The organism is Neglectibacter caecimuris, from assembly GCF_034335015.1.
Taxonomy (GTDB): Bacteria; Bacillota; Clostridia; order Oscillospirales; family Acutalibacteraceae; genus Acutalibacter; species Acutalibacter caecimuris_A.
Window position 1 is genome coordinate 1 of sequence record NZ_JAWXXK010000008.1, and the last position, 26,422, is coordinate 26,422.

Annotated in this window: 24 protein-coding genes; 10 read left to right on the forward strand and 14 right to left on the reverse strand. The window is 52.3% G+C overall.

The annotated features are described in order from the left end of the window. Window positions 1-309: 309 nt before the first annotated feature. Window positions 310-2,949 carry a calcium-translocating P-type ATPase, PMCA-type gene (locus tag U8T64_RS11125; RefSeq protein ID WP_322183545.1) on the reverse strand — a complete coding sequence of 880 codons (2,640 nt, stop codon included), beginning with the start codon at window positions 2,947-2,949 and terminating at the stop codon, window positions 310-312. Window positions 2,950-3,096: 147 nt separating this feature from the next. Between U8T64_RS11125 and U8T64_RS11130 the strand changes: the two genes are divergently transcribed. Next, complete coding sequence (locus tag U8T64_RS11130; RefSeq protein WP_322183547.1) at window positions 3,097-3,651, forward strand: phosphatase PAP2 family protein; 555 nt, start codon at window positions 3,097-3,099, stop codon at window positions 3,649-3,651. A 93-nt stretch (window positions 3,652-3,744) separates the two neighbouring features. On the opposite strand, the gene U8T64_RS11135 is transcribed toward U8T64_RS11130, so the two are convergent. The 10 genes from U8T64_RS11135 to U8T64_RS11180 all read right to left on the reverse strand — a co-directional run bounded on the left by U8T64_RS11135 (window position 3,745) and on the right by U8T64_RS11180 (window position 16,359). Then, window positions 3,745-4,752 (reverse strand): zinc-dependent alcohol dehydrogenase family protein, encoded by a 1,008-nt coding sequence (locus tag U8T64_RS11135; RefSeq protein ID WP_322183548.1) that lies wholly within the window; start codon window positions 4,750-4,752, stop codon window positions 3,745-3,747. Window positions 4,753-4,876: 124 nt separating this feature from the next. Further along, the gene (locus tag U8T64_RS11140) at window positions 4,877-6,319 is read right to left on the reverse strand and encodes a 4Fe-4S dicluster domain-containing protein (RefSeq protein ID WP_322183550.1); all 1,443 of its coding nucleotides are present in this window, start codon (window positions 6,317-6,319) and stop codon (window positions 4,877-4,879) included. 72 nt (window positions 6,320-6,391) lie between these two features. Then, complete coding sequence (locus tag U8T64_RS11145; RefSeq protein ID WP_496196606.1) at window positions 6,392-7,567, reverse strand: SpoIIE family protein phosphatase; 1,176 nt, start codon at window positions 7,565-7,567, stop codon at window positions 6,392-6,394. Next, on the reverse strand, window positions 7,557-9,230 hold the full coding sequence (locus U8T64_RS11150) for a [Fe-Fe] hydrogenase large subunit C-terminal domain-containing protein (RefSeq protein WP_322183552.1): 1,674 nt from the start codon (window positions 9,228-9,230) through the stop codon (window positions 7,557-7,559). Before U8T64_RS11150 ends, U8T64_RS11145 begins: the two co-directional genes overlap by 11 nt. 105 nt (window positions 9,231-9,335) lie before the next feature. Further along, a complete protein-coding gene (locus tag U8T64_RS11155) occupies window positions 9,336-9,575 on the reverse strand; it encodes a (2Fe-2S) ferredoxin domain-containing protein (protein WP_322183803.1) in 240 nt (79 codons plus the stop codon). 51 nt (window positions 9,576-9,626) lie between these two features. Then, window positions 9,627-10,376, reverse strand: coding sequence for a phosphotransferase family protein (locus U8T64_RS11160; protein WP_322183554.1), 750 nt, complete (start codon window positions 10,374-10,376; stop codon window positions 9,627-9,629). A 15-nt stretch (window positions 10,377-10,391) separates the two neighbouring features. Then, window positions 10,392-12,986 (reverse strand): bifunctional acetaldehyde-CoA/alcohol dehydrogenase, encoded by a 2,595-nt coding sequence (gene adhE / locus U8T64_RS11165; RefSeq protein ID WP_322183805.1) that lies wholly within the window; start codon window positions 12,984-12,986, stop codon window positions 10,392-10,394. 36 nt (window positions 12,987-13,022) lie between these two features. Next, window positions 13,023-13,661, reverse strand: a complete 639-nt coding sequence (locus U8T64_RS11170; RefSeq protein WP_322183556.1) for a redox-sensing transcriptional repressor Rex — start codon at window positions 13,659-13,661, stop codon at window positions 13,023-13,025. 1,559 nt (window positions 13,662-15,220) lie between these two features. Next, window positions 15,221-15,856, reverse strand: a complete 636-nt coding sequence (locus U8T64_RS11175; protein ID WP_322183558.1) for a CpXC domain-containing protein — start codon at window positions 15,854-15,856, stop codon at window positions 15,221-15,223. 29 nt (window positions 15,857-15,885) lie between these two features. Continuing rightward, window positions 15,886-16,359, reverse strand: coding sequence for a hypothetical protein (locus tag U8T64_RS11180; protein ID WP_322183560.1), 474 nt, complete (start codon window positions 16,357-16,359; stop codon window positions 15,886-15,888). Between the two features lie 265 nt (window positions 16,360-16,624). On the opposite strand from U8T64_RS11180, the gene U8T64_RS11185 reads away from it, so the two are divergent. Both U8T64_RS11185 and spoVAE read left to right on the forward strand, forming a co-directional pair. Then, complete coding sequence (locus U8T64_RS11185) at window positions 16,625-17,431, forward strand: HAD-IIA family hydrolase (protein ID WP_322183562.1); 807 nt, start codon at window positions 16,625-16,627, stop codon at window positions 17,429-17,431. A 127-nt stretch (window positions 17,432-17,558) separates the two neighbouring features. After that, the gene (gene spoVAE, locus U8T64_RS11190; RefSeq protein ID WP_322183564.1) at window positions 17,559-17,915 is read left to right on the forward strand and encodes a stage V sporulation protein AE; all 357 of its coding nucleotides are present in this window, start codon (window positions 17,559-17,561) and stop codon (window positions 17,913-17,915) included. A 135-nt stretch (window positions 17,916-18,050) separates the two neighbouring features. Here spoVAE and U8T64_RS11195 read toward each other — a convergent pair whose 3' ends face one another. The 3 genes from U8T64_RS11195 to rpsT all read right to left on the reverse strand — a co-directional run bounded on the left by U8T64_RS11195 (window position 18,051) and on the right by rpsT (window position 19,776). After that, window positions 18,051-18,968, reverse strand: coding sequence for an aldo/keto reductase (locus U8T64_RS11195; protein WP_322183566.1), 918 nt, complete (start codon window positions 18,966-18,968; stop codon window positions 18,051-18,053). A gap of 136 nt (window positions 18,969-19,104) precedes the next feature. Beyond that, the gene (locus U8T64_RS11200; protein ID WP_322183568.1) at window positions 19,105-19,254 is read right to left on the reverse strand and encodes a hypothetical protein; all 150 of its coding nucleotides are present in this window, start codon (window positions 19,252-19,254) and stop codon (window positions 19,105-19,107) included. A gap of 261 nt (window positions 19,255-19,515) precedes the next feature. Continuing rightward, on the reverse strand, window positions 19,516-19,776 hold the full coding sequence (gene rpsT / locus U8T64_RS11205; protein WP_322183570.1) for a 30S ribosomal protein S20: 261 nt from the start codon (window positions 19,774-19,776) through the stop codon (window positions 19,516-19,518). Window positions 19,777-20,416: 640 nt separating this feature from the next. On the opposite strand from rpsT, the gene U8T64_RS11210 reads away from it, so the two are divergent. The 7 genes from U8T64_RS11210 (at window position 20,417) to U8T64_RS11240 (ending at window position 26,408) form a co-directional block, all read left to right on the forward strand. Further along, complete coding sequence (locus U8T64_RS11210) at window positions 20,417-20,938, forward strand: DUF5720 family protein (protein WP_322183572.1); 522 nt, start codon at window positions 20,417-20,419, stop codon at window positions 20,936-20,938. 29 nt (window positions 20,939-20,967) lie between these two features. Continuing rightward, window positions 20,968-21,840, forward strand: coding sequence for a DUF6017 domain-containing protein (locus U8T64_RS11215; protein WP_322183574.1), 873 nt, complete (start codon window positions 20,968-20,970; stop codon window positions 21,838-21,840). 77 nt (window positions 21,841-21,917) lie between these two features. Next, window positions 21,918-22,898, forward strand: coding sequence for a DUF3991 domain-containing protein (locus U8T64_RS11220; RefSeq protein WP_322183576.1), 981 nt, complete (start codon window positions 21,918-21,920; stop codon window positions 22,896-22,898). 13 nt (window positions 22,899-22,911) lie between these two features. Next, on the forward strand, window positions 22,912-23,136 hold the full coding sequence (locus tag U8T64_RS11225; protein WP_322183578.1) for a hypothetical protein: 225 nt from the start codon (window positions 22,912-22,914) through the stop codon (window positions 23,134-23,136). A 32-nt stretch (window positions 23,137-23,168) separates the two neighbouring features. After that, window positions 23,169-23,459: a helix-turn-helix domain-containing protein gene (locus tag U8T64_RS11230; RefSeq protein ID WP_322183580.1), complete on the forward strand. Its 291-nt coding sequence runs from the start codon at window positions 23,169-23,171 to the stop codon at window positions 23,457-23,459. Then, on the forward strand, window positions 23,452-24,354 hold the full coding sequence (locus tag U8T64_RS11235; protein ID WP_322183582.1) for a hypothetical protein: 903 nt from the start codon (window positions 23,452-23,454) through the stop codon (window positions 24,352-24,354). The genes U8T64_RS11230 and U8T64_RS11235 overlap by 8 nt, the downstream gene beginning before the upstream one ends. A gap of 29 nt (window positions 24,355-24,383) precedes the next feature. Beyond that, window positions 24,384-26,408: an LPD1 domain-containing protein gene (locus U8T64_RS11240; RefSeq protein ID WP_322183583.1), complete on the forward strand. Its 2,025-nt coding sequence runs from the start codon at window positions 24,384-24,386 to the stop codon at window positions 26,406-26,408. The last annotated feature ends 14 nt before the right edge of the window (window positions 26,409-26,422 follow it).

Here is a 26,422-nt window from a genome sequence, read left to right on the forward strand (position 1 = left end):
ACAAACGAGAACGGGTCAGAGCGGTTGCTGTGCCCCAGTGGGGCACGTTCAGCAATGTCTGAAGCGACAGCTGAGTTCTCCACTGGAGACCTTCCCCCCACCGGGACGCGCTCACCCCTCGGCGGTCCCCGCAGACTGCGAAGCAGTCTATTTCCCCTCTATAAATAAGGGGAGGCAAAGGGCAGATAAAATCCAATTTATCGAGCGTTGGTTACAATGCTTGTGTTGCTTGCAACGCTTGTGCCCTTCCCAATTGCTCATTCTTTTTGCCCTTTTCCACAACTGATCATCTAATTTACAGCGCGGTCTTTATTTCCGTTTGCTTTGTTTTCTGGCAGGAATATGCTCCAGCAAAAGCTTTTCGCCTTCTACCGCCACAAGAGGGAACAGAGAAAGCCCGGCCACAATGAGCCACTGAAGGCCGTTCAGGGCGGCGGTTTTGAACATGGCGGACAACGCAGGCACCAAGATCACGCTGACCATCATGGCGCAGCACAGGGCGCAGGCGGCCAGCAGCTTTTTATTGGAAAAAAGACCCAGCTTCAGCACGGAATGCTCCGAGCGCATATTGAAGCTGTGCACCAGCTGGGAAAGGCTCAGCACCGCGAAGCCCATGGTGCGGCCGATCCAGGGCTCCATGGGGTCGGTATCGAACCAGACCCGTCCGATGGTGTAGGCAAGCAGCGCCAGAGCGCCCACCAGGCAGCCCTCCGCCGCCACGGAAAAGCCCATGCCGCCGGAGAAGATCCCCTCATTTTTCCGGTGAGGAGGCTCCTCCATAACGTCCCGCTCAATGGGGTCAGCCCCCAAGGCCAGAGCGGGCAGGGAATCTGTGACCAAATTGACCCAGAGCAGCTGAATGGCCAATAGCGGCGCCGGGGCCCGCAGCAGGAAGGCCACAAATACCACCAGAATCTCCCCGATATTGCAGGAAAGCAGGAAGTGAATGGTTTTGCGGATATTTTTATAGATTCCCCTGCCCTCCCGCACCGCCGAAACGATGGTGGAAAAATTATCGTCCGTCAGCACCATATCGGCAGCGGATTTCGCCACCTCGGTGCCGTTTTTCCCCATGGCACAGCCGATATCGGCACTTTTCAGGGCAGGCGCGTCGTTGACGCCGTCTCCGGTCATGGCCACCACCATGCCCCGGCGCTGAAAGGCCTTCACGATCTTCACCTTGTGCTCCGGAGAGACCCTGGCAAAGATCCGGTAGTCAAAAATCTGCCGGCTCAGCTCTCCTTCGCTGAGGCGATCCAGCTCCGCACCGGTGATCACGCCGCCGGAATCGTCCGCGATGCCGATCCGTTTTCCGATGGCAAGGGCCGTGGCGGCGTGGTCGCCCGTAATCATGACCGGCAGAATTCCCGCCCGCTTACACTCGGAAACCGCCGCCTTTACCCCGCTGCGGGGCGGATCTTCCATGCCGATAAGGCCGCAGAAAATCAGGCCGCTTTCCGTTTCGTTATCATCGCCCGGCAGGGAGGAAACATCTTTATAGGCCACTGCCAGCACCCGCAGGGCCCGCTCCGCCAGAGCGCTGTTATCCGCCATCAGCTTTGCTTTCAGGGAACCGCTTAAGGGAACGATCGTGCTGCCCTTTTGCATTTGGCCGCACCGGGCGATCAGCACATCGGGCGCGCCCTTGGAAATGACGCGGTAGCCCTGGGCGGTACGGTGGGCGGTGGTCATCATTTTCCGCGCTGAGGTAAAGGGGATCTCCCCCGCCCTGGGGAAGCTTTGCTCCAGGGCGGACTTTGCCGTGTGGCAGGCCCGCAGAAACGCCGTTTCCGTGGGGTCTCCGAAAAGCTTTCCCTCCTGCTCCTCGGAGTTGTTGCAAAGGGTGGCAAGCTCCAGGGCAAACTGAGCGGTAGGGGTATCCAGCCGCTCTTCTCCGTATGCGCCGGAAAACGCCGTTACTGTCATTTTGTTCTGGGTGAGGGTGCCTGTTTTGTCCGAACAGATCACCTGCGTGCTGCCAAGGGTCTCCACAGCGGGCATATGGCGCACAATGGCCCGTTTTTGCGCCATGCGTTTGATCCCCATAGCGAGCACGATGGTCACTACCGCCGTAAGGCCCTCCGGGATCGCCGCCACGCCTAAGCTGATGGCGATCATAAACATTTCCAGGGGCTCTATTTTCTGAATCAGCCCCAGGGTAAAGATCACGGCGCAGATCACCACCACACCGATGCCCAGCACCTTCCCCGTCTGCTTCAGCTTCTGCTGCAGCGGCGTGGCGGGGGCTTTTTCATTTTCCAGCATTTTGGCGATCTGGCCCATGCTGGTATCCATGCCGGTAGCCGTTACGATCCCCACACCGGCGCCGGAGGCGATACCGGTAGAGGCAAAGAGCATGTTCTTTCGCTCCGCCAGGGTGGCGTTTTCCGGGCAAAAGGCATTGGCGTCCTTTTCGGAGGGAACCGATTCTCCTGTCAGGGCGGATTCCTCCGCCTGAAGCTCCACACTTTTGATCAGCCGAATATCCGCCGGGACCAGGTCTCCCGCCTTCAGGATCACCACATCCCCCGGCACCAGTTCCCAGCTTTCCACCGTATGCTTTCTTCCTTCCCGCAGCACCCTGGCATGAGGCGAGGAAAGCTTTTTCAGAGCTTCTATGGCCTTATCCGCCCGAAGCTCCTGCACCATGCCGATGATGGCGTTGCACACCACGATGGCGAGAATGATAACAGAGTCAATGAATTCATTGTCTCCCCGCATACGGGAAACAAAAAAGGAAACCGCTGCCGAGGCCAGCAGGATCAATACCATAAAATCCTGAAACTGGCTGAAAAAACGAACGATCAGGCTTTTCCGCCTGGTTTGCCGGATCTCATTTTTTCCGAATTTTTGCAGTCTTCTTTGGGCCTCTCCCCGGCTCAAGCCCCGCTCGCTGTCTGTTTCCAGCCGCTCAGCAGCTTCCCGCCAGCTTACACTATGAAGCTCCATTTTCCATCCTCCCCGGTTTTCAAGGTCTCTGGCATATATACGCGGAAAAAAAGAGTTTTATGTTTTGCGGAAAAGGGTGAAAATCTCCGGGAACTATGCTATACTGGATCTATAGAAAATTCCGCTTTTTGAAAGGGAGAGAAGCATTTGAACGGGATCAATGGATTCGACAGCATCGTGATGGCTTTTGTGCAAAACCATTTTCACAACGCTGTTACAGACAGAATATTTCCTTTTCTCACTTATTTGGGAGAAGCCGGGCTTGTTTGGATCATTGCCTCGCTGCTTTTCCTGATTCTGAAAAAGACAAGGCGGCAGGGAGCTTTCGCGCTTTGCGCCATAGCGGCGGGCTTTTTACTGGGAGAGATTTTGCTGAAAAATATCGTTTGCCGGGAACGGCCCTTTCAGGCCTTCCCAAACTACATTTCCCTGCTGATCTCTCCGCCCTCCGGTTTTTCCTTTCCCTCCGGGCACACCTGCGCCTCCTTTGCCGCGGCCACGGTATTTTTCTGCCACTCCAAAAAATGGGGGATCCCGGCTCTTGTTCTGGCCTGTCTCATTGCCTTTTCCCGCGTCTTTTTGTTTGTACACTGGCCTACAGATGTACTGGCAGGCGCAGTATTGGGGATCGCCTGCGGGCTCTTGACGGTTTTTCTTTCCAAGAGGCTGGAAAAGCAAAGGACGGAGAAAGGTAACCTGTGATTGGGAAGCTTCCTATAGACAATAAAAACTGATCGGACAAGCCTGCCAGAAGCTATCCGATCAGTTTTTTATAAAAATATCGTTTTCTCAGTCCTACGGGAAAACCACTACCTTGATGGACTGGTCGCTCATCTGCATGGCGATGGCTTCATCCATTTGCTCTAACGGAAAGCGGTGGGTGATGATCTGGGAGAAGTCCAGCTTTCCGGCGTTGAGCAGGGCCACGGCGCGGCTGTGGGTATCGGGGTTGACAAAGGAGCCCTTGATGGTCAGCTCCTTCTTATACACGTCAAACAGCGGCAGTTCAAACCGGGCCTCTACCTTCGGCACGCTGAACAGCACAATGTTGGCCCCCTTTTTGGCAAAGCGGAAGGCGCTTTTCACCGCCGGAAGATTGCCCACGCACTCGATCACCACATCGGCGGTTTCCAGCAGAGGCTCCATGGCCCCTTCCGCGGTGGGATCTACCGCCTCATCAGCTCCCAGCTTTCGCCCTGCCTCCCGGCGCTTTCCGTTGGGCTCGCTGAGAACGATCTTCGCCGCACCCGCCAGTTTTGCCAGCTGCACCATGATCAGACCGATGGCTCCGCCGCCCACAATGCAGACGGTATCGCCTTCTTTGATCTCCGCCCGGTCGACGCCGTGCAGGCAGCAGGCCACAGGCTCCGCCATGGCGCCGAATTCCAGCGGCAGCTCCGGAGACAGCAGAAAAGCCTGGGACTCCGGCACCAGGCTGTACTGGGCGAAGCCTCCGTTTCTGGTTACGCCGATGGCTTCCATGCTTTCACAGAGCTGTTTCTTCCCCGCCCGGCAGTATTCGCATTTCCCGCAATAGATGTTGGGGTCGATGGTCACATGGTCTCCCGGACGCAAAGAGGAAACACCCTCTCCCACCTCCGTGACAACTCCGGAATACTCATGGCCCAGCACCACCGGCGGGGTCACATCGGCGGAGCCGGGTTCGCCGTGATAGATATGTACATCGGTACCGCACACGCCGCAGAAGGCGTTTTGAACAACGACCTCCCCTTTTCCCGCACGGGGCAGCCCCTGCTCCCGTACCTCGAAGGTTTTATTTCCCAGGAAAAATGAAGCTTTCACAAAAAAGATCCTCCTCTGCCGGTATTTGCTATCATTCATACCATGCAAAGGAGGATTTGTCAATAATTTTCGAAAAGGCGAACCATTAAATTTGAAAAAGCCAGTTTTTGGCAGCTGACCGCTTCTATTTCTGAAGAAGACCGATGGCCTCGCTGATGGTTTTTTCATAAGCTTCCTTACCGTACTGATCTACATCGGCCTTGTTCTTTTCCCCATGGGTCAGGCAGCCGGCGCCGCCGATACAGCCGCCTACACAGGCCATGCCTTCTATAAAATTGCCGGGCAGAAGGTTTTTAGAAGCCTTCAGCAGAGCGGTGCGGCAGGCTTCTATCCCATCGCAGGGAACAGCCTTCAGATCAAATTCCAGCCCCTGCTCCTTCAGACCCTGGGCTACAGCGTCACTGAGACCACCGCTGCGAGCAAAGATTCTGCCGTAATAGGAGGCGTTGTCCAGCACGCCCTCCTCCAGTGAGGGAAGATCGATCTCCCGGCTGTCAAACAGCGCCTGCAGTTCCTCAAAAGTGATGGCGCTATCGATATAGGGACGTACCTCTTCCTTCTGGAACTCCATTTTTTTGGCGGTGCAGGGGCCGATAAACACCACCTTTGCCCCGGGCGTGGTTTCCTTGATATACTTGGCAATGGTGGCCGCAGGGGACAGATTGTGGGAAACATGCTCCTTCAGCTGAGGAAATTTTTTCTCCACATAGCTTACAAACGCCGGGCAGCAGGAGCTTGTCAAAAAGCCCTTTTCCGAGAGCTCCTTCGATTCGGCATAGGCCACCATATCCGCGCCCAAGGCCGCCTCCACCACATGGAAAAAGCCCAGCTTTTCGATGCCGGTGATCACCTGGCCCAGCTTGGCATAGGAAAACTGGCTGGAAACAGAGGGCGCGATCACCGCATAGAGCTTATACTTTTTGTTCTGCTCGCTCTTTTTGATCAGATCTACCACGTCCAGAATAAAGGACTTATCCACGATAGCGCCGAAGGGACACTGATACACGCAGGCGCCGCAGGAAATGCAGATATCGTTGTCGATATGGGCCTCTCCGCTTTCGCTCATGCTGATCGCGCCGATCTTGCAGGCCCGTTCACAGGGGCGCTTATGATCGATAATGGCGCTGTAGGGACAGACCTTGGCACATTTCCCGCAGTTCACACATTTCGATTTATCAATATGCGCTTTCTGATTTTCATCAAAGGAAATGGCTCCCTTGGGGCAAACGTCCTCACAGCGGTGAGCAAGGCAGCCCCGGCAGGCCTCACTGACCACGTAGCCGCTGGCCGGGCATTCATCACAGGCAATATCGATCACCTCAATGACATTGGGGTTCTCCTTATCTCCCCCCAGCGCCATGCGGATACGCTCCCCCACAATGGCGCGCTCCTTATAGATGCAGCAGCGCATGGTGGGCTTTTTCTGTACGATGAGCTTTGGGATCTCAGCGTAAGCGTCCATCAGCTTATCTTCAAAGGCGTAATAGGCAACGGCGCGCAGCACCTTGTATTTCAGGTACTGTACCTTGGTATCAAATTTTCTGTCCTGCAGGGGCTTTGTTGGCACGGGTTCCCCCTCCTTTTCCAATATATGAGGCAGCACCGCACGATCCACGGCGGCCGCTTGAAGCGGTGTCTCCTAAAAATAGCTGACCTTGATCCGCTTTCCCATCTTTTTCAGGCAGTCACTGAGCTCCTCTACCAAACGCATTTTGATATTGAAACTGATGGGAAGGTTTGGGTTTTGATGGGCGGGGTTCACCGCCCGGCCCACAAAGAAATTGATATCGGTGGCTTCCTCAAACAGCATTCTGGCAATGAGGGAAGCGCCATCGCGCTTATAGCCCCAATCCCGGTAGGAATCGTTCTCCAGAAGGTAGTCCTTGGCGTAATCCAACACCTTGCTGATGGTGATCACGCCCTCTGTCACCAAGTCTACCCCTTCTATCTTTGCTGTGGGCGGGATCTCCGGATCCAGATAATCCAGATCGGCGATCATGGGTTTTCCCAAAAATTCCGCAGTGATGGTGGAGGTGGTTCCTCCACAGACGATGTGCTTTCCTTCCTTGGAGAAAAACAGCGACTGCATTTTGTTTACGTCCCGTCTGTCCGAAGGCGGGCCAATCATCAAATTCACCTGAGAACGGTTGCGGATCTTCACCACGCACACGGTGGTGTCATCTCCCGGTTTTCCGCCGTAGAGCTGGTTACACTCTTCCAGCAGCAGAGCACCGTAGGTTTTGGCGGTATAGGAGCTGTCGTACATCATTTCCAGATACTGAATGATGTCTTCCCGCTGCCAGCCGAAATTCAGGTTCTCCCCCACCCCGGCGTGGATCGTGCCGTCGCTCATGGTGAAGAGAAAATCGTTTTCCTGGAGGCGGATCCGGGAACGGTAGATCATTTTACCGCCGATCTCGTTTCCCGTTTTTGGGATCTCCACAAATTTCCCGTCCCGAATCAGAATAAGCAGCGGGTTATCGTACTGAATGATCTCCGCTTCCTCATTCTCAATGATGTGAATAATGGTAAAGGTGGAATAGGCCACCTCACGCACCGCGCACACCGGCAGAGTGGCCGCTATGGTGGCCACACAGTCCTCCAAACGCATATTGGCGGCCATCATGGTAGAGATGATCTTGGAGGTCAGCGTAGACAGGATATTGGCCTTCACGCCGCTTCCCATACCGTCCGCCAGAACGATCACGCTGGAGTTTTCACCCTGCTCCACGACCTCCACCCGGTCGCCGCAGAGCTGTTCGCCCCATTTATTCAGGCTCATATAGCCAATATCAGTACAAAGATCATTCATCATGCAGCGAATCCTTCAAATTTGTCAGCGCGATCTTCGTTTCCGCGGTGGTCTCGCCCAAAAGAGAGGCGATCTCCTGCACGACGCGCATTTGCTTTTCAATGACCTGATCTGTCACCGCTACGGTGGACCGGTGCAGCTCTTCTTTCTTCTTTCGCTCGTTTTCTTCCTCGGTCACGTCCCGCATGATGCACATGACCACATGATAATTTTTATCATAGATCACGGTTTCTTCCACGTATTTCCGGTATTCCGCCAGGTACACCTTTTCGTCCCGCACACTTTGCCCCGTCTGCATCACGTCCAGAAACACCTTGGGATCCAGAATGCGGATCACCTGGTCGCCCATCACATCGGAGGGGTGGCGGATATTCATGATCCGGCAGGCGGCGGAATTGATCTGCTGTACCTCCAGCGCCTCGTTCAGCGCGATAATGCCGTTGGGAGAATTGTTGATGATGTTGTCGGAGAAGGACTCCGCTTTATCCTTCAGGAAGGGCAGGCACATTTCAATGCTGGCCTTTCCGAAATAGACCGCCATGGCCTTTTCCCGGCAGGTATTATAGCCGCAGGCCCCGCAGTTCAATTCCTTTTCCGGGCTCTCCTTGCCCATTTTCCGCAGAATCTCTTCAATATCCCGCTGCCCCGGCATCTGCCGGTGAAGCCCTAAGAATTTGTGGTTCTTGAAAAGCTCCTCCTCCGGAGGCTGCTCCACCGGAAAATCTTTTTTTCCGGCATACCGGTTCACCGCGATATAATCGGTAATAGGCATACGGCGGCTCTTCTCCATGGCCGGGCCGCCTACACAGCTTCCCGCGCAGATCGACATTTCCACAAAGCACTTTTTCAGCTTGCCCTGCTTGATATCCTCCAGAGCGTGCATGCAGTTTTCCACGCCGTCCACCACCAAATAGGCGTAGTCTGGAGAATCCTGCTCCATGCTGCGCAAAATGCCGCCGGAGGTTGGGAACAACCGGGAACGGCTTTCCTCCTGATGATCTTCGCCGCTTTCGATCGCGATTCCCTCCTGATTCAGCCATTGGGACAGTTCCTCAAAGGTGAGCACACAATCCACATCGCCGGGATATTCCTCCGCCTCTGCCTTTTTGGAAACACAGGGGCCGATGAATACCGTATGTACCTGAGGGTCTTCCTTTTTCAGCTTTCGGCAATGGGCCTGCATGGGAGACAGCACAGGAGCAAGGTACGGAAGCGCCTCGGGATAGTACTTCTGAACCAGCAGATTCAGGGAATGACAGCAGGAGGAAATGATCACGTCCATTTTTCCTTCCTGAATGAGCTTCTCATATTCGGTTTTAACAATGGACGCGCCTACAGCAGTTTCCTCCACCGCGGAAAAGCCCAGCTTCTTTAACGCCGCTTCCATGGAGGCAATGGTGGCGCCTTCATAATTTGCCACAAAGGACGGCGCCAGGCTTACCACAGTTTTACCGCTTTGGATCAACTCCTTTGCCTGCCCGATATCGCTGCGGATCTCCTTGGCGTTCTGAGGACAAACCACAAAACAGCTGCCACAGAGAATGCACTCATCACTGACGATATGGGCCTGCCCGGAAGAAAACCTGATAGACTTTACCGGACAATGGCGAATGCACTTATAGCAATTTACGCAGTTTGACTTTTTCAGCTTCAGATAGTCGGCCATGGACCTTCCCCTCTCTTGTGTCCGATAGAGTAACCGGAGACTGCCGTATGCGAGGCAGGCCCCATCACAGGAAATTTCCCGATGGAGCCTGCCCGCCGTGCGGCTTTATATGGCGGCAAGGATCTCTTTTTGAAAGAACTCCTCCGTATTCTCCGGTGACAGCGAGCAAAGCCGCCCGTCCACGGTTACACTGACGCCATTCACGCAATTTCCCATACAGAACGTACCGCTCAGCTCCACTTTGTCTTCCAGATGATTTTCCTTCACCAGCGCCTGAAGCCGCTCCACGATCTGCCGGGAACCCTTCAGGTGGCAGGAGCTGCCAATACAAATGGTAACCTTCATTGTAAGCACCACGATCCTTTCTTTAGCTGGGCAAACAAATGGAAGCTGTCTTTATTCGTACTCTACCACGTTGACCCAGCGCATCAAAAATTCCTGCTCCTCCGGTTTGCCCTTTACAGACTGGGAAGCCGCCACAATGGGAAGCCACTTCTGCACATATTGCTTAGCGGTATCGCTCTTTTTGCAGAACAGGTCCATATACCGATCCGCTGTTTCCGTATCGCCGTTCAGGCAGAACAGCAGATAGGTGCGGGCGGCATCGGCACTGGCGTTGCCCTGGGTGGCGTGGGCCCAGTCCAGTATGGCATAGCTGCCGTCCGCCCGGATCACCACGTTGGTGGGATTGAAATCTCCATGGCAAAGCTTATTGTGCTTCGGCATGCTGCCCAGACGAGCGTCCAGCTCATAGCGGGTGGTGGCGTCCAGCTTGGTTTCGGAAATTTTCCGCTTCATCTTATCCTTCAGCTTATTGAGGCGGGGCGCGGTCTTTTGGTGCATTTCCAGCTGAATATCCACAAAACGCTCCAGATATTCCTCTTTCTTCTCAGGATTTTCCTCCATCAGCTGCGCGATGGTTTTTCCCTCTACAAACTCGGTAACGATCGCCCATTTTCCATCGATCTTCGCCACCTCTTCCACGCCGGGGATCGGCATGCCGGTCTCCTCTACCCTGGCAATGTTCAGTGCTTCGTTCAGAATATCTGCTTTGGAATACTCTTCATCGAATACCTTGATGGCGTACTTTCCGTCCCGATAGATGGTTTTGGAATTTCTGACCGCGATAATTTTTTCCAGCTTCATAATAAACTCCTCCAATTATTTCCCATAGTAGCACTTCAGGTAGATTTCCTTGATCTCGCTCATCAGCGGATATCTGGGATTGGCGCCGGTGCACTGATCGTTAAAGGCGTTCTCTACCATTTCGTCCAAGGTTTCCAGGAAGTACTTCTCGTCCACGCCGTAATCTTTGATGGTCTTTTTAATCCCGATCTTTTTCTTCAGCTCTTCCAGAGCTTTCAGGAAGTTTTCAAAGACTTCATCATCGTTTTTCCCTTGAATTCCGCAGAACCGGGCGGCCTCCACATAGCGCTCCTTGGCGTGAGGATACTGGTACTGGGAGAAGGTGCCCATCTTTACGGGAACATCGGCCGCGTTATAGCGCATGACCTCTGTGAGGATCAAGGCGTTTGCCACACCGTGGGGCAGGTGGTGATATGCGCCCAGCTTGTGGGCCATGGAATGGTTTACCCCCAGGAAGGCGTTGGCAAAGGCCATACCCGCCATACAGGAGGCTTCCGCCATTTTTTCCCGGGCAACGGGATCCTTCGCGCCGTTTTCATAGGCGGAGGGCAGATAATCAAATACAGCTTTCATGGCCTTCAGGGCAAGGCCGTCTGTAAACTGTGTGGCCATAATAGATACATAGGCCTCAATGGCGTGGGTCATGACATCGATACCGGAAGCACTGGTCAGGCCCTTGGGGGCGTTCATCATGTTGTCCACGTCCACAATGGCCATGTTGGGCAGCAGCTCATAATCGGCCAGAGGCCACTTGGTGCCCGTTTTTTCATCGGTGATAATGGCGAAAGGCGTCACCTCAGAGCCGGTACCGGCAGAGGTGGGGATCGCCACAAACATGGCTTTTTCTCCCATTTTGGGGAACTTGTAGATTCTTTTGCGGATATCCATAAAGTCCATGGCCATGGACTGGAAGTCGGCGTCCGGGTGCTCATACAGCACCCACATGATCTTCGCCGCGTCCATGGCGGAGCCGCCGCCCAGGGCAATGATCACATCGGGTTCAAAGGCGCGAATCTGCTCCACGCCCTCCAGGGCGTTGCCCAGGGTAGGATCGGGCTGAACATTCCAGAAGCAGGAATAGCGAATCCCCATTTCGTCCAGCTTATCGGTAATGGGCTTGGTGTAGCCGTTTTGATACAGGAAGGTATCGGTCACGATAAAGGCTTTCTTCTTGTGATATTCTGTTCTCAGCTCATCCAGAGCCACGGGCATACAGCCCTTCTTGAAATAAACCTTCTCAGGCACCCGGAACCACAGCATATTCTCTCTCCTCTCGGCAACGGTTTTGATATTCAGCAGATGCTTCACACCCACATTCTCCGAAACAGAGTTGCCGCCCCAGGAGCCGCAGCCCAGCGTCAGAGAGGGAACCAGCTTGAAGTTATAAAGGTCGCCGATGCCACCCTGAGAGGAGGGGGTATTGATCAAAATGCGGCAGGTTTTCATAGCCTCCTGATGCTTTGCACGCTTTTCTTCCTCGGTGGGGTCGATATAAAGGGAAGCCGTATGGCCATAGCCACCGTCAGCGATCAAATGCTCCGCCTTTTCAATGGCCTCGTCAAAGGTTTTTGCCTTATACATGGCAAGCACAGGAGAGAGTTTTTCATGGGCGAATTCCTCGGAGATATCCACACGCTCCACCTCGCCGATGATGATCTTGGTATCCTCCGGCACATTCACGCCTGCCAAAGCAGCGATCGTATGGGCCTTCTGACCTACGATCTTCGCATTCAGGGCGCCGTTTATCAGGATCGTTTTCCGAACCTTCTCCGTTTCCGCCTTGTTCAGGAAATAGCAGCCGCGCTTCTGGAATTCCTCCTTGACGGCCTTATAAACCTTATCCAGCACGATCACAGACTGCTCGGAGGCACAGATCATGCCGTTATCGAAGGTTTTGGAATGAATAATGGAGTTCACCGCCAGGATCACATCGGCAGTATCGTCAATAATGGCGGGAGTATTGCCCGCGCCCACGCCCAAAGCAGGGGTTCCGGAGGAATAAGCGGCCTTTACCATGCCGGGGCCGCCGGTAGCCAGAATAATATCCGCCTCCGCCATGACCTGATTGGTCAGCTCCAGAGAGGGAATATCGATCCAGCCGAAAAGTCCTTCCGGCGCGCCGGCCTTTACCGCAGCTTCCAGTACCACCTTGGCAGCCTCAATGGTGCATTTCTTGGCACGGGGATGAGGGCTGATGATAATGCCGTTTCTGGTTTTCAAAGCGAGCAGGGTTTTAAAGATCGCGGTAGAGGTGGGGTTCGTGGTGGGAATGACCGCTGCGATCACACCGATGGGCTCCGCTACCTTCCGAATACCAAAGGCCGGATCCTCCTCCACCACGCCGCAGGTCTTTGTGTTTTTATAGGTGTTGTAGATGTACTCGGCGGCATAGTGGTTTTTGATGACCTTATCCTCCACCACACCCATACCGGTTTCTTCCACAGCCATCTTCGCCAGCGGAATGCGCTGCAGGTTGGCGGCCATAGCCGCAGCCCGGAAGATCTCGTCCACCTGCTCCTGGGTATAGGCAGCGTAGATCTTCTGCGCTTCCCGAACGCGGGCAAGCATTCTTTCAAAGGTTTCCGCGTTCTCCACGATCTCGTAAGTCATCTTGCTTTCCATGAGATGATCCATCCTTTTCTTGATTTATTTTGTAGGAAACCGCTCCTTGAGGTGATTGGAAAGAAGGGCAAGGGAAACTGCCAAATTCTCATTTTGAACCAGGACTCCCTCAGGAACGTCCAAATGGACATTGGAAAAATTCCAAATAGCCAGCACACCGCTGTCGACCAGCAGGCTGCACACGGCTTGCGCATTGGAGCCAGGCACGGTGATGATCCCCATGTGGATCCCCAACCGCCTGCATAGATCCCCCAGTTTTTCCATGGGCAGGATCTTTTTTCCCTCCGCTTCGGTATACGCAAGCGCGGGATCGCTGTCAAAAGCTGCCGCGATATTCAGCCCGTACTGCTGAAAGCCGTCATAGGAAAGCAGCGCCTTTCCCATTCTTCCGGCTCCTACCAATACAGCGTCCTCCAGATTATCGTACCCCAGAAAAGCCTCCAGCTCCCGGATCAATTCCAGCCGAACATACCCGATTTTCGGTCTGCCGGAACCGCTGACAGCCGCCAGATCCTTTCGGACCACCACATGATTCAAATGCAATGCTTCCGCGATGATCGTGGCGGAAATACATTTTGAGCCGCTGTCCGGCAAGCTTTTCAGATAACTCAAATATCTCGGAAGGCGTTGTAAAGTCTGTCTGGAAACAGATTGAATCTCCATAGCTTGAGACCTTTGGCAATTTCACAAGGGCCAGCTTTTTGGCAGGAAGAAGCGCTTTCTTCCCGAAAAGCTGCAAAGCCATTACGAAAATACCGTTTTCCCCTCCTCCCCCTTTTTCAAAAAGGATCACACTTCAAAAGCGAGTCTTCAAAAAGCTGTTACGGTATTGCAGCGTATCATAAAAGCAGCTGTCTGGAGACCAATTTTGCCATTTCCTTTCGGAGCGGAAATGACTGTGAAATTCTCCTTTTTGACTTTGATAATATTTTAACATTCTTTTCTCGAAATGTAAATTGTCTGCTCTGACAGCAGAATCAAAAAATTTTTCAAAAAATTGTGCATTTTGATACCCGAAGTCTGATTTCTTGTTGTTTACGGGACTCAAAAGGCAATATTTATAAAAATCCAGAATATCAAACCGGCTTTTTATTCTATTTTTCTATTTCTCTCATTCTAATAGAAATTCTAGTAAAAATCAAGAGCGCAAAAATTTTTCAAGACGCCTCAGGCGTCTGCGCTCGGGGTGCCTTTTTATGTTTATTTTTCATTTCACAGAAAAAACACCTGGGACAAGCTTGTTATAAGTATTTTTGTAGAGCGGCTGACCAGTCATTAGTCGTAAGATGTTAGTTGTTTAGAAAAGGGCAAGCCCCCCCTTTTGTCATTACTGAGCAAAAAGTACGGAAAGCTATAGCTTTCTCGATGAAGGGTCTCGTCCTTAATTCCAGGGCAAAAGGGCAAAGGACAAGATTCTTCACTTCGTTCAGAATGACAGGTGGAAGGTAAGCGGGCAACCGCTAAATTCTAATTTATCGATTAGTCCCCTCCTGTCATTCTGAGGAACGAAGTGAAGAAGAATCTCGTCCTTGATTCCGGGGCAAAAGGGCAAAGGACGAGATTCTTCACTTCGTTCAGAATGACAGGTGGGAGGTGAGCGGATAACCGCTAAATTCTAATTTATCAATTAGTCCCCTCTTGTCATTCTGAGGAACGAAGTGAAGAAGAATCTCGTCCTTGATTCCGGGGCAAAAGGGCAAAGAACGAGATTCTTCACTTCGTTCAGAATGACAGGTGGGAGGTGAGCGGATAACCGCTAAATTCTAATTTATCGATTAGTCCCCTCTTGTCATTCTGAGGAACGAAGTGAAGAAGAATCTCGTCCTTAATTCCAGAGCAAAAGGGCAAAGGACGAGATTCTTCACTTCGTTCAGAATGACAGGTGGAAGGTAAGCGGGCAACCGCTAAATTCTAATTTATCGATTAGTCCCCTCCTGTCATTCTGAGGAACGAAGTGAAGAAGAATCTCGTCCTTAATTCCAGGGCAAAAGGTCAAAGGACGAGATTCTTCACTTCGTTCAGAATGACAGGTGGGAGGTGAGCGGATAACCGCTAAATTCCAATTCGCCGGGCTCTGCCCTTTCTCATTGCTCATTTCTAATTGCCCTTTGCACGCCTCCCTGTTTTCGGCCCGTGTACAAAAAGGGCAAGGCAAACTGAAAAGTCTGCCTTGCCCCGATTTCTATCATTTGAAAGCTGTATCCCCCCGCAGCTATTCTGCGTCAAATATTTTGGTATTCCTCAATGATCTGCCGGGCCAGCTTGGCGTCTACCCGGATAAAGCCCTCCGGGTCTACAAAATCCAGGGTGCGCAGTACCTCTTGGGACTGCTTATACACGTCCAGCTTGGTGGAATGATACACCGGCTCTGTTTTTCTGGGCAGGAAAATGGCGAACTCCATTTCCCCCTCCTTTTCATTGATCCGGCTGAAATAGGCGTGTACCCTACTGACCTGATACGTATTTTTAATGATGCCGCAAAGAGCGTTTTTCACCAGCTCTACCGCCACATCGTCATAGCCCGCATCAAAGGTAAGGATCTTTTCCTTCAGCTCTGCCAGGTTTTTTACGCTGCGCTTGACGTAATCCTTTACCGCCTCTGTGGGCTCTACCGCGCCGTTGGTGCCCATGGGAGCGGTACTGATCACATAACCGGCCACCGGGTCGGTATAAATAAAAGGGTACGCCATGGCCGCAAAATAGTTGCAGCGTTTACAGCGCCAGTCAAACAGGGTTTCCTCCAGGATCTTCTGCTTGAATTCCGGGTTCTCCCTGACATTGATGCTGGAAAACAGCTGATATTTCTGAGACTCCCCGCATTGAGGACAGATGATATCCTTGATAATTTCCGTAGACATTCCCGCATTCCCTCCAAAGCCCGGCTCGATCAGCCTTCAAAAGGCAGGCCGGCGTTTTCGTCCGGCTGCGCGGGTACGGGAGCCTCTTCCGCCGCCTTTGTCGGATCGTGGTCAAAACGCTTTACATCCTCCAGGGTGATCTCCTCGGCCTCGCCATCCCGCACATAAACAGCTGTGGGACCGTCCGCGCCGACGATGATCCCTACAGAAGCCGCTTCTTTGCTGTCCGCCTGATAAAACTGCTCCAGCTGATCCAGCGCCTTTTCCAAGCGGCCCTCAATAGCCTCCAGCTCCGCGCAGTGCGCTTCTGTTACCGGATTGTTCTGATCCCGCAGATTGTTGTAATAATAACGTCCCAAGGCCAGATATTCCTTTTCCGCCGCCGCTTCCTCACAGCGGATCACCGTGCGAATGCGGTTGAGATACGCAGCCTTGCGGTTCTTTTCCCCCAAAAAGCCGGCGGCGTCTCCTACTGCTTTTCCGATGCTTTCTAAAAATTTCATGCTGACAGCTCCTTTTCGCGGATATGTATTTTTTCACCAACGGCCATGCACAGGCCTGACAGGTGTTTCTATGCTTTCAGCATTTATTATACCGCATTTCGAAAAAAAATAACACCCCCTATTTTCTGAATTTTCTGAATTTTCCCGGCGTTCTTTATAAGGCCGCACCCAACAGGCTTCTGTATCGTGACTTTTTGAGCCTGTACAAATCGGCGGAAAGCCTGTATAATGGCTCCAACAGCAATGGAAAAGGAAGGAAACGGGAATGGACCACAGCGATCTGAAAAAACGCCTGAAGAGCATTCGAATGTTCGTATTGGATATGGACGGCACCATCTATTTGGGCGACCGGCTTTTTCCCTTTACCAAAAAATTTTTGGAGAATATAAAAAGCGCCGGAAAGGATTTCTGTTTTTTTACGAACAACAGCTCAAAAAACCGGGAAGCCTATCTTCAAAAGCTGCGCGGCATGGGAATTTCCGCCGCTTCGGAGCAGATGCTGCTCTCAAACGATGTGATTTTAGAATGGCTCAGAGAACACCACCCCGGAGAAAGCTGCTATGTGGTGGGTACGCCGTTTTTGCTGGAGGATTTCCGCAAGGCCGGGATTCCGCTGAAGGAAGAGGACCCGGATTACGTGGTACTGGGCTTTGACACCACGCTGACCTATGAAAAGCTTTCTCGGGCCTGCTCCCTGATCCGGCGGAGAAAACCCGTTTACGGCGTAAACCCTGATCTCAACTGTCCTGTGGAGGACGGCTTTCTTCCGGACTGCGGTTCCATTGCCGCCCTGGTCAAGGCCTCTACCGGCGTGGAATGCGAATTTTTCGGAAAGCCCTCCCGGCACACGCTTTCTTACCTGCTGAAGCGCACCGGCTGCCGGCCGGAGGAGCTGGCGGTGATCGGTGACCGGCTTTATACCGATATTGCCGTGGCGGACGGTACGGCCGTTACCTCTATTTTGGTCATGAGCGGCGAAACCACGCCGGAGCTGCTTGCCGCCAGCAAGTATAGGCCCGATTTTGTTCTCCGTGATTTGGAAGAACTCAGTAAGCTGCTTTTGCTTTGTTGAATTTTATTTCCCCTATTGCGAACTCTTGGCTTTCTATATCAAAGACTATCCATCTCGTAGCAGATGTATAGTCTTTTCTTGTTGGAACATACTAGGGAACAGAAAAGAAAAAGGTATGGTGAATGTTATGGAATACGTAAATGCCTTTTGGGTGGGCGGGCTGATCTGCGTGATCGGTCAGCTGCTGATCGACCTGACAAAGCTGACCCCGGCCCGGATCATGGTTCTGTATGTTACTGCCGGAGTGGTCCTGGGGGCACTGGGGCTCTATAAGCCGCTGGTGGACTTTGCGGGCTGCGGGGCTACGGTTCCCCTTTCCGGCTTTGGCTGGGCCCTTTCCGAGGGCGTAAAAGAGGCCGTACAGCAAAAGGGCTTTCTCGGCATCTTTACCGGCGGATTTACCGCTGGAGCCGCCGGAACCGCCGCCGCCGTTTTCTTCGGATACCTGGCGGCTCTGCTGGCAAAGCCCAGAGATAAATCTTAAAACTTGTACCGATAAGATACGCATACAGATCCTCGATATGTGCTTTGTTCTATCAGTAGAAATTCTTAAGGCCCGGTGGTTGCTATGAAGAAACAGACGCGTCCTCAAAAAAGGAGCACGTCTGTTTCTTTCGTTTTATGGAAGTTCATTCCCGGCGGCGCGGTACAAAGCGTACCAATCGGCGCGGGTAAGCTCGACCGATTCGGCGGTGCAAATGTCCGCAAGGCGGCGAATATTTGTTGTACCGGTAATGACCTGCAGCTTAGCGGGGTGGCGAAGGATCCAGGCAGCCGCCATAGCGGTTTTCGATACGTGATACTTTTCGCCCATCTCCCCAAGCGCCTTGTTCAGCTCCGGAAATTGATCGTTCTCCAGGAAGGTGCCCTCAAAAAAGCCGTATTGGAATGGGGACCATGCCTGCAGGGTGATGCCGTTCAGGCGGCAATAGTCCAGCACCTCGCCGTCGTGATCTGCCGCGTTCGCAAAGCGGGTATTCGTTTGGATCCCGTGGTCGATCATGCCTGTGCACATCAGGCCAAACTGCATTTGATTCACCCGAAGCTTCTGCCTGAGCCCCGATTGCAGCAGCATGAGCTGGCGGGCGTTGAAATTACTGACGCCGAACTGCCGCACCTTTCCGGAGGATCCCAGAAGGTCAAAGGCCTCTCCCACCTCCTCCGGCTCCATCAGGGCGTCCGGGCGGTGCAGCAGCAGAAAATCCAGATGATCCGTATGCAGGCGGTTTAAAATACCGTCTACGCTCTGCAAAATATAGTCCTTGGAAAAATCATACATGCCATCGTGAATGGCGCATTTGCTCTGCAATACAAGCTGTTCCCGCAGACCGGGCTCCCGGGCCAGCACCTTTCCGAAAAGCTCTTCACAGCCTCCGCCCCCGTAAATATCGGCATGGTCAAAAAAGTTTACACCGCATTCCAGTGCGCTGTGCAAATATGTACTCAGCTCTTTTTCGCTCAGAGAGCCGATCCGCATACAGCCCTGCCCGATCACAGAGGCCTGTATACCGGATCCGCCCAGATCGATCCTTTTCATTTCGGTAAGCTCCTCTCGTTTCACAGCCTTTACCGCCGTTTGATAAAAAAGCAGCGTGGACACAACAAAGCTGCAGCGAAAGACCATTTCTTCCCTGCCGCCGCTTCTCGTCCACACTGCTTTTCAGGTTTCGGCTTTATTGAATAGAACAATCCAGATAGTGCTCCAACTCTTCCTCGTCCCGCTTTTTATCGAGATACAGAAGCAGTGCGGACAAAGAGGCTACTACCGCCGCCACCGCCGCGATCACACCGATAAAAACAGCCAGCTTGCTTCCTTTTTTCATACGAACACCTCCGAATAGGATTTCAGTTTCTCTATTTAAGGCAGCACCGAAATATATCGCTTAAGACAATAGCCGTAAATTTGCGGTGCTACTTTAAGAATATGATACCCAATCTCCCGAGAAAAGTCAACAGAAAAAAGAACTCTCCTCAGAAAATCCAACGCAAAATGTGACAAAAGACAAACTAAAAACCGAAGGGCAAATCCCTTCGGTTTTCTGAATTCTATTTTTCAGCAAAGAGCATAACAGACGCATCGGCCTTTACGCGCTGGCGTTCAGCTTCTTATCCAGAGCAGCTTTCTTTCTGGAAGCGGTATTCTTATGCAGGATACCCTTGGCGGCAGCCTGATCGATCTTCTTGATCGCAACGCGTACAGCGGCGGCCTTGTTTTCGGCATTGCCCTCAATAGCGGCGTTGGCCTTCTTGATCTCCGTTTTGAGCTCAGAATTGATCGCCTTATTCTGCATGGTCTTGGCAGCGATCACCTTGACACGCTTTTTCGCTGATTTGATGTTCGGCATGAGTTACACCTCCTTGCTATCCAATAACGCAGAAATAATCATAGCACGGAACCTTAAAAAAAGCAAGCTTTTTTTGATTTTTCCTGTTTCTCCACCGCCGTAAAACAGATACTTCTATTGACTTCTTCACTATTCTCTCTACCTTCTAGCTTCCCAAAAATCGGCCCTGCCGTTTCGTGAAAAGTGAAGAAGAAAAAATCGGCAAGTCACTGAAGAGACTTGCCGATTTTTGGCACCCCCAACCGGAATCGAACCGATAACTGCCCCTTAGGAGTATGGCATACCACCTTGTACGTCATACGGATGCGTGACTTCCAATACGCCAGAAACCTTGCAACCACGGGCTTTTGGGGGCGTTCCACTCATTACAGAGTGCTCGCTTGTACAACGCGTTTTTTACTAATTCTGTACCGTCCAATTAGCACGCTATTAGCAAACTCCTTATGCCGACCTAGGGAAATCTTTCTTCTGTTCACGCTTGTTGACTGCGATTATTATACCTTTTGAGACTACCTTATGTCAAGCATTGAAACGTGAGTAAACACCCCTAATTACAATTTGATATGAACATTCAACGCCATAGGCTTTCAGAATCCTATGGCGTTTTATTATACCCATTTTTAGAAGAAAGGAGATTCACATGGAATTAAACGAAATGGAAAAACGGCTGCTGTTTCAGGTTGAAGGTGACTATCAATCCAAAATCCTGAACGAGCTTTACATGACTGCCCGGTACACAAAGAATCCTGAACAACAGGAGGCGGCAGAAAGTCTGATGGCAAAGCTGCGCACCCTGACAGACACCGAGTGCATGGCCATAGTACGGGATATTCAAAAGAATTACCGTCTGCCCTACCCGGCTCGGACGATTGGGGAAAAGATTGCCGAGGCCAGACAGCAATCCGGCGCAGAGAAATTAAAGGGGCATGACATCATGGGGCTGGAACGATTTGACCCGGAGGTAAAGCACATGATCGTCTTTAATGTGCTGTCCTATGATTCCCCTGTGGGGGATAAGGGCGATAAGATGCGCCTGTTTCTTACGGAGGCCGGCTATCAGAAATTCTTAGAGAGCCAGAAACGGGGCGAAGTCAAACTGAAAAACCATGCAAAGGTCTCAGCCGGCTATCTCCATTATGACCGCAGGGACCGCGCTTTGTAACGGAATAACCGAAGAAAGGAGGCTGTGAAATGGCTGTATTCCGTGTAGAGAAAACGAAGGACTTTACGGTTATGAGCAATCACCACCTGCGCAATACGGAACTGTCCTTAAAGGCGAAGGGGCTTCTTTCCCTTATGCTGTCGCTGCCGGAAGATTGGGACTATACCACAAAAGGTCTGGCCCGCATTTGCAGGGATGGCGTGGATTCCATTACCACCGCCCTGAAGGAGCTGGAACGGTACGGGTATCTCACCAGGCAGCGCCTCCGCTATGAAAACGGACAGCTCGGAGACATCGAGTATACGATCCACGAAAAGCCCGTAACCGGCGTAAAACAAGGTGTTTCACCTAAACGGGAAAATCCAAGACAGGTAAATCCAAGACAGGCAAAACCTGAACAGGCGGAACCTGAACAGGAAAATCCCGCACAATTAAATACTAATCCACAAAGGACTAAAAAATCAAAAACGGATATATCAAGAACACATCAATCAATCTATCCGGCAGAACCGGAAACGGCAGGCCGTCAGGATGGAATTGATAGGATGGATATGGCAGAGGCATACCGTGAAATTATCAAAGAGAATATTGAGTATGACTGTATGGTTTCCCGGTATGGGAAAGAACGCTTAGACGAGACTGTGGAGCTTATGCTGGAAACGGTGCTGTCAAGACGGCCATATATCCGCATTGCTGGCGATGACTTCCCACGGGAGGTTGTCAGGAGCCGGTTCTTAAAGATCAATTCCGGCCACTTGGAGTATGTTTTTGACTGTATCGACAAGAACGTTACGAAGGTCAACAATATCAAGGCTTATCTGCTGGCGGCGCTGTATAACGCTCTGGCAACGATGGACAGCTATTACCGTGCGGAGGTCAACCATGACCTGTACGGCTGTTAGGAGCTTTCGGGCATCTTTTTTCATATCATCACAGGAAGGAGGCGAAGCACGATGAAACGAAAATCTGTGCCGGCACCATGCCCGGCGTAACTAAAGAGCAGATTCAGGCGGCACGGGAGGCAGACCTGTTCGCTTATTTGCAATCCCATGAGCCCGGTGTGCTCAAACGGGACGGCCCCAATTACCGGCACAAGGAGCATGACAGCCTGGTCTATGTGACCGGGAAGCGGTACTGGTACTGGAACAGCCGGGGCCGGAGTATCAACGCCCTGGATTACCTGATCCAGATTCGGGGCTATGGTCTGGTGGATGCGGTTCAAACACTGGCAGGCGGAGAAATCCGGCAGATGCCGGCTTATCAAAGTGCGGCGGCAAAGCAGATGCGAAAAGAGCCGGAAAAGAAAACGTTTACGCTGCCCTGGGCCAGCCGGTGCGCCACCGCTACTATTTCGTATTTGCAGCGGCGCGGAATCAGCTCGGATGTGATCAGCCGGTGCTTTCGGAACGGGCTTTTCTATGAGGCCCGGTATCATGGCGAACCGGTCTGTGTGTTTGTCGGTAAGGACAACGCGGGGAAAGCGAAGTTTGCCTGTATGCGCAGTATCACCGGCAATCTCAAAAAGGATGTTTACGGTAGCGACAAGGAATTTAGCTTCTGTTACCCGCCGCGGAATCCGGGCAGCCGCCATGTGGCTGTTTTTGAGGCTCCCATTGACGCCCTTTCCCATGCCACGCTGCAGGAGCTTGAAAGCTGGAAATGGGATGGCTACCGCTTATCCTTGGGAGGCACTTCCCATGTGGCTCTGACCGCATTTCTGGAACGCCACCCGGAAATAAAGCGGGTCACGCTTTACATGGACAATGATTTTGGGGGTCTTATCAATGCCCGGAAAATCAAAGCCATGCTCCATGAGGATCAGCGTTTTAAACATATCCGAGTAGGCATCAACCCGCCCCGCATCGGAAAGGACTATAACGAAAAGCTGTTACATACCAGGGAACAGATCAAGGACCGCCAACTACTATGCCGCCAGAAACAGGCGGCAGTTTCAATTTAAGGGGGATTTTGGTATGAATGAAACACAGCAGATTTGCTTTACGGACAGCACTGGAAAGGCGTTGTTTTCAATTCCTGATGATGACCTTCTCTGTCTGCGCTATGGGAATGGAGACCGGCATTTTTCTCTTTGCCGTCGTCTGAACCAAACCCATGCGGAGATTGACGGCGTGAAATATTCTCTCCGGGAATTTGCCCGGAGAATGGAACACAACAAAATCAGTTTTACCCCAGCTTAACAATGGGGCCAGAATAACAGGAGGATTATAACATGACGAAAACAGAAAATACCGCTTTGCAGATGATCGCCGAAGCCGCCCGGTGCCCGGAATACGGCCCGGATATGGTTAAGGCACTGATGGAAAAGCTGGATATGAACGAAAAGGGCTTTGCGCTTCTGATGAACGTTACGCCCTCCACTGTCCGGCTCTGGACCAGCGGCGCCGTACAGCCCAGCGGCACGGCAAAACGCCTGATGCAGATTTATGAGACCGGGCCGGAAATCGTGAGCAAGATCGCCGGCGGACAGCGCCCGGAGGATGGGAGGAACTTGATTGAATAATGAAGCTCTTCCGCAGATTCATTTGATCCGCGACACGGACCTTATTACATTTGCTTATGAGCTCCATATCCTTGCGGGCGACTTCCTGCGGGAATCAGAATTTAATCTCCATTCCCTGGTGACAAATACCGGGGCGGATTCGATTGCCATTATGGGGAAAAACCACATGTGGCTGTCGGATGCCCTGCACGCCTACTGTTCCACGGCAGACCTTCACCAAATGATCTTCACAACGGAATATATCGGGGCAAGAGCTTTCTTATTTCACACGAACCGGAAAGAGGATGGCCGCCTGTACGGTGATGTTATGATGTTGGACTTAGATACGCTGCGCAAGGACGTGAAAAGAAATATCCTTTCTCCTTATGGTGTTGATGTATATCATCCGAATGGACGCATGGAAACAGTCAGCCTTGAAAAATGGCACTCTATGGAGCTCTACGAAAAAGACGCCCTGAAAAGCTGGGGGTTCTGCTACAGGCCGGAGCAGGTCACAGAATGGCAGCACCACTATTCCGGTATGTTCGGCCAGTGGAAGGAGCAGGCATTTTCCTATATGCCCCAGGATTTGGAGGAACTTCTGAATGTCGGCTACATGGAGACGGCACAAAATCCTGATACAGATATGTACCGCATACCGTTGGGTACGGCCAGGCAGATGCTTCTTTATGACGAAGCGCCGGTTTACCGGCTTCTCCCTTTCGGCCCGGAAAAGATACCCCCTATTGCGGCGGTAACAACAGGCTTGTGGTACGAGAACTACCGTGAATTTGCCGTTACCCCGGAGGATTTGGGTGCGGTAGATGCCCTGGTACGCAGGGAAACGGACCGGCTCGCAGGGAACCGCCCGAAACTTCATCAATCAGAGAAAGACCGTTCCAACCCGGAGCGGTAAATTTTTGCATAGATTGGAGGTGATAATGATTGGCAGATAACATACAGCATGAAGATTTTGGGGAAAAGATCGGCGGCGCCAAAAAAGACTTATGGAAGGACCGTGGGCTCTATGTGAACGACCTGGACGCCATGAATGAGCGTGAAGCCGAGAAATTTGTAAAAAAGGATAATATCTGGAAGAAACCGGATTATGAGACCATGCTGGAGGATGGGATTCCTCTTGGCGTGGTCTATTTCATTAAAAAGGCACGGGACGGATTAAATGCCTCCCCGCAGTATTACCGCAGGGACGACACACCGGAGAAACACCTTGCAAGACAGAAAGAATATATCCAGACGGTACGGGAGCTGCAGAGCGTGGTCTCGGAGGTCCGCACCGCGGAGGACGCAATGAAGGTCTATGACCGTTTCTTTGTGGAAAACGGGTATTTGGAACAGGTGCAGGGCTGGGGCAGCGGCACCCATTACCAGGTGACGGAGAAGGGCCGGGAGAACCCGGCCATTACAAACAAGCTGTCCAATACCCTGATGGTCCGCTCGGCAGGATATTTTGAGCGGAACTTTACACAGAAAGCGCAGAAAGAACAGTTTGGCGTTTCCAAAGACCAGAAGGTACCAAAGGGCTATGTGATCCATTTCAACGACGGGAAGAATACTTATTCTAAAAATAATGACTGGAAACCTGATACCTACTATGTGACGAAGGGCTATTCCATTATAAAGACAAATTTTGAATCGCGGGAGGCTGCCCTGAAATGGGTGCAAGAGCTGGCAAAAAGCCGTAGCAAAAGCGGAAAGACGCGGTTTGTGCCTCCCCAGCTCGCCCATGTGCAGCGAACCGGGCCGGATTACAGAAACGGCGTGGAGATTACCGGGCAGCACTACCTTGATACCTTCGGATTCCGCGGCGGTGAATTTGGGAACTGGATGAACCAGAATGACCGGCAGGCTTCCCTCAACATGGGTTTTGAAGCGCTCAAAGATTTGGCGGCAGCCCTGCAGGTCAGCGACAAGGATATTGCCTATCAGGGAACGCTTGCGATCGCTTTCGGCGCCAGGGGCAGCGGCAACGCTGTGGCTCATTATGAGCCTTTGCGCAAAGTCATTAACCTTACGAAGATGCATGGGGCCGGTTCCCTGGCACATGAATGGTGGCATGGACTTGACGATTACCTTGGCGTAAAAATAGGTGCCAAGGGTTTTCTCTCTGAACAGCCCCGCCTCTATGCCCCATTCCAGAAGCTGATTGAAACCATGAAATATAAGCCGGAAACACCGGAGCAGGCGGCAGCCCGTACCGAAGCACAGACAGAGCGTACCCGGAAAAATGCGGCAAGCTGGCTGGATTCTGCGGTGCTCGGTTCCCTGAAACGGCACGGTAATGAGGCACAGATGGAAACATACGCAGTTCTCAGGGAGGCTTTTTTGTCCGGCGAGGACGGCTCCGTGGAACAGATCAGCGCTTTTAAGAAGTCTGTCACTGGGCGGGTGATCCCCAAAAGTGAGCGGGAACGGCTGGAAATATTCGAGCACATGCTGTCCGGGATGCAGGTGCAGGAGGCGCCGCAGATTGGGCGGGTGGAAACCGATTTCTACCGGAATTCCGTGCGCATGGGCAAGGAATGCGAAAAGGACGGCGGCTATTGGGACAGCAACGTGGAAATGACTGCCAGGGCCTTTGCCTGTTACATCAAGGATAAGCTGCCTTACAGCTCCGATTATCTGGCGGGTCACGCAGATTGCGCCGTTACCTTCGTGACAGATAAAAGCGGAGAAATGGAAGTTTTGAAAGCCTATCCTGAGGGTGAGGAACGCAGAGCCATCAATGCGGTATTTGACGAGATCGTGGCAGACCTGAAACGGGAGCAGATACTAACCCATTCGGACGAAACACTGCCCCTACCAACGCGGCCACTGGCGGAGAATGAGCAGATTTCCATATTTACGATGGATCGGCCTTCGGTCATGGCACAGCTTGCAACGGCGAAGCCGGCAGAAAAAACCACCCCGGCACAGGCGGTTCCGAAAAAGAGCCATGTGCCGGAGATATAGGAGGTGTGAAAGAT

Coding starts and splice junctions, on each gene's coding strand:
- U8T64_RS11200 (WP_322183568.1), bottom strand. CDS start 19,254: ATGAAAAAAGGAAGCAAGCTGGCTGTTTTTATCGGTGTGATCGCGGCG.
- U8T64_RS11170 (WP_322183556.1), bottom strand. CDS start 13,661: ATGGAGATTCAATCTGTTTCCAGACAGACTTTACAACGCCTTCCGAGA.
- rpsT (WP_322183570.1), bottom strand. CDS start 19,776: ATGCCGAACATCAAATCAGCGAAAAAGCGTGTCAAGGTGATCGCTGCC.
- U8T64_RS11175 (WP_322183558.1), bottom strand. CDS start 15,856: ATGTCTACGGAAATTATCAAGGATATCATCTGTCCTCAATGCGGGGAG.
- U8T64_RS11195 (WP_322183566.1), bottom strand. CDS start 18,968: ATGAAAAGGATCGATCTGGGCGGATCCGGTATACAGGCCTCTGTGATC.
- U8T64_RS11215 (WP_322183574.1), top strand. CDS start 20,968: ATGGCTGTATTCCGTGTAGAGAAAACGAAGGACTTTACGGTTATGAGC.
- U8T64_RS11185 (WP_322183562.1), top strand. CDS start 16,625: ATGGACCACAGCGATCTGAAAAAACGCCTGAAGAGCATTCGAATGTTC.
- U8T64_RS11210 (WP_322183572.1), top strand. CDS start 20,417: ATGGAATTAAACGAAATGGAAAAACGGCTGCTGTTTCAGGTTGAAGGT.
- U8T64_RS11230 (WP_322183580.1), top strand. CDS start 23,169: ATGACGAAAACAGAAAATACCGCTTTGCAGATGATCGCCGAAGCCGCC.
- U8T64_RS11180 (WP_322183560.1), bottom strand. CDS start 16,359: ATGAAATTTTTAGAAAGCATCGGAAAAGCAGTAGGAGACGCCGCCGGC.
- U8T64_RS11220 (WP_322183576.1), top strand. CDS start 21,918: ATGCCCGGCGTAACTAAAGAGCAGATTCAGGCGGCACGGGAGGCAGAC.
- U8T64_RS11125 (WP_322183545.1), bottom strand. CDS start 2,949: ATGGAGCTTCATAGTGTAAGCTGGCGGGAAGCTGCTGAGCGGCTGGAA.
- spoVAE (WP_322183564.1), top strand. CDS start 17,559: ATGGAATACGTAAATGCCTTTTGGGTGGGCGGGCTGATCTGCGTGATC.
- U8T64_RS11160 (WP_322183554.1), bottom strand. CDS start 10,376: ATGAAGCTGGAAAAAATTATCGCGGTCAGAAATTCCAAAACCATCTAT.
- U8T64_RS11225 (WP_322183578.1), top strand. CDS start 22,912: ATGAATGAAACACAGCAGATTTGCTTTACGGACAGCACTGGAAAGGCG.
- U8T64_RS11155 (WP_322183803.1), bottom strand. CDS start 9,575: ATGAAGGTTACCATTTGTATTGGCAGCTCCTGCCACCTGAAGGGTTCC.
- adhE (WP_322183805.1), bottom strand. CDS start 12,986: ATGACTTACGAGATCGTGGAGAACGCGGAAACCTTTGAAAGAATGCTT.
- U8T64_RS11150 (WP_322183552.1), bottom strand. CDS start 9,230: ATGGCCGACTATCTGAAGCTGAAAAAGTCAAACTGCGTAAATTGCTAT.
- U8T64_RS11145 (WP_496196606.1), bottom strand. CDS start 7,567: ATGATGAATGATCTTTGTACTGATATTGGCTATATGAGCCTGAATAAA.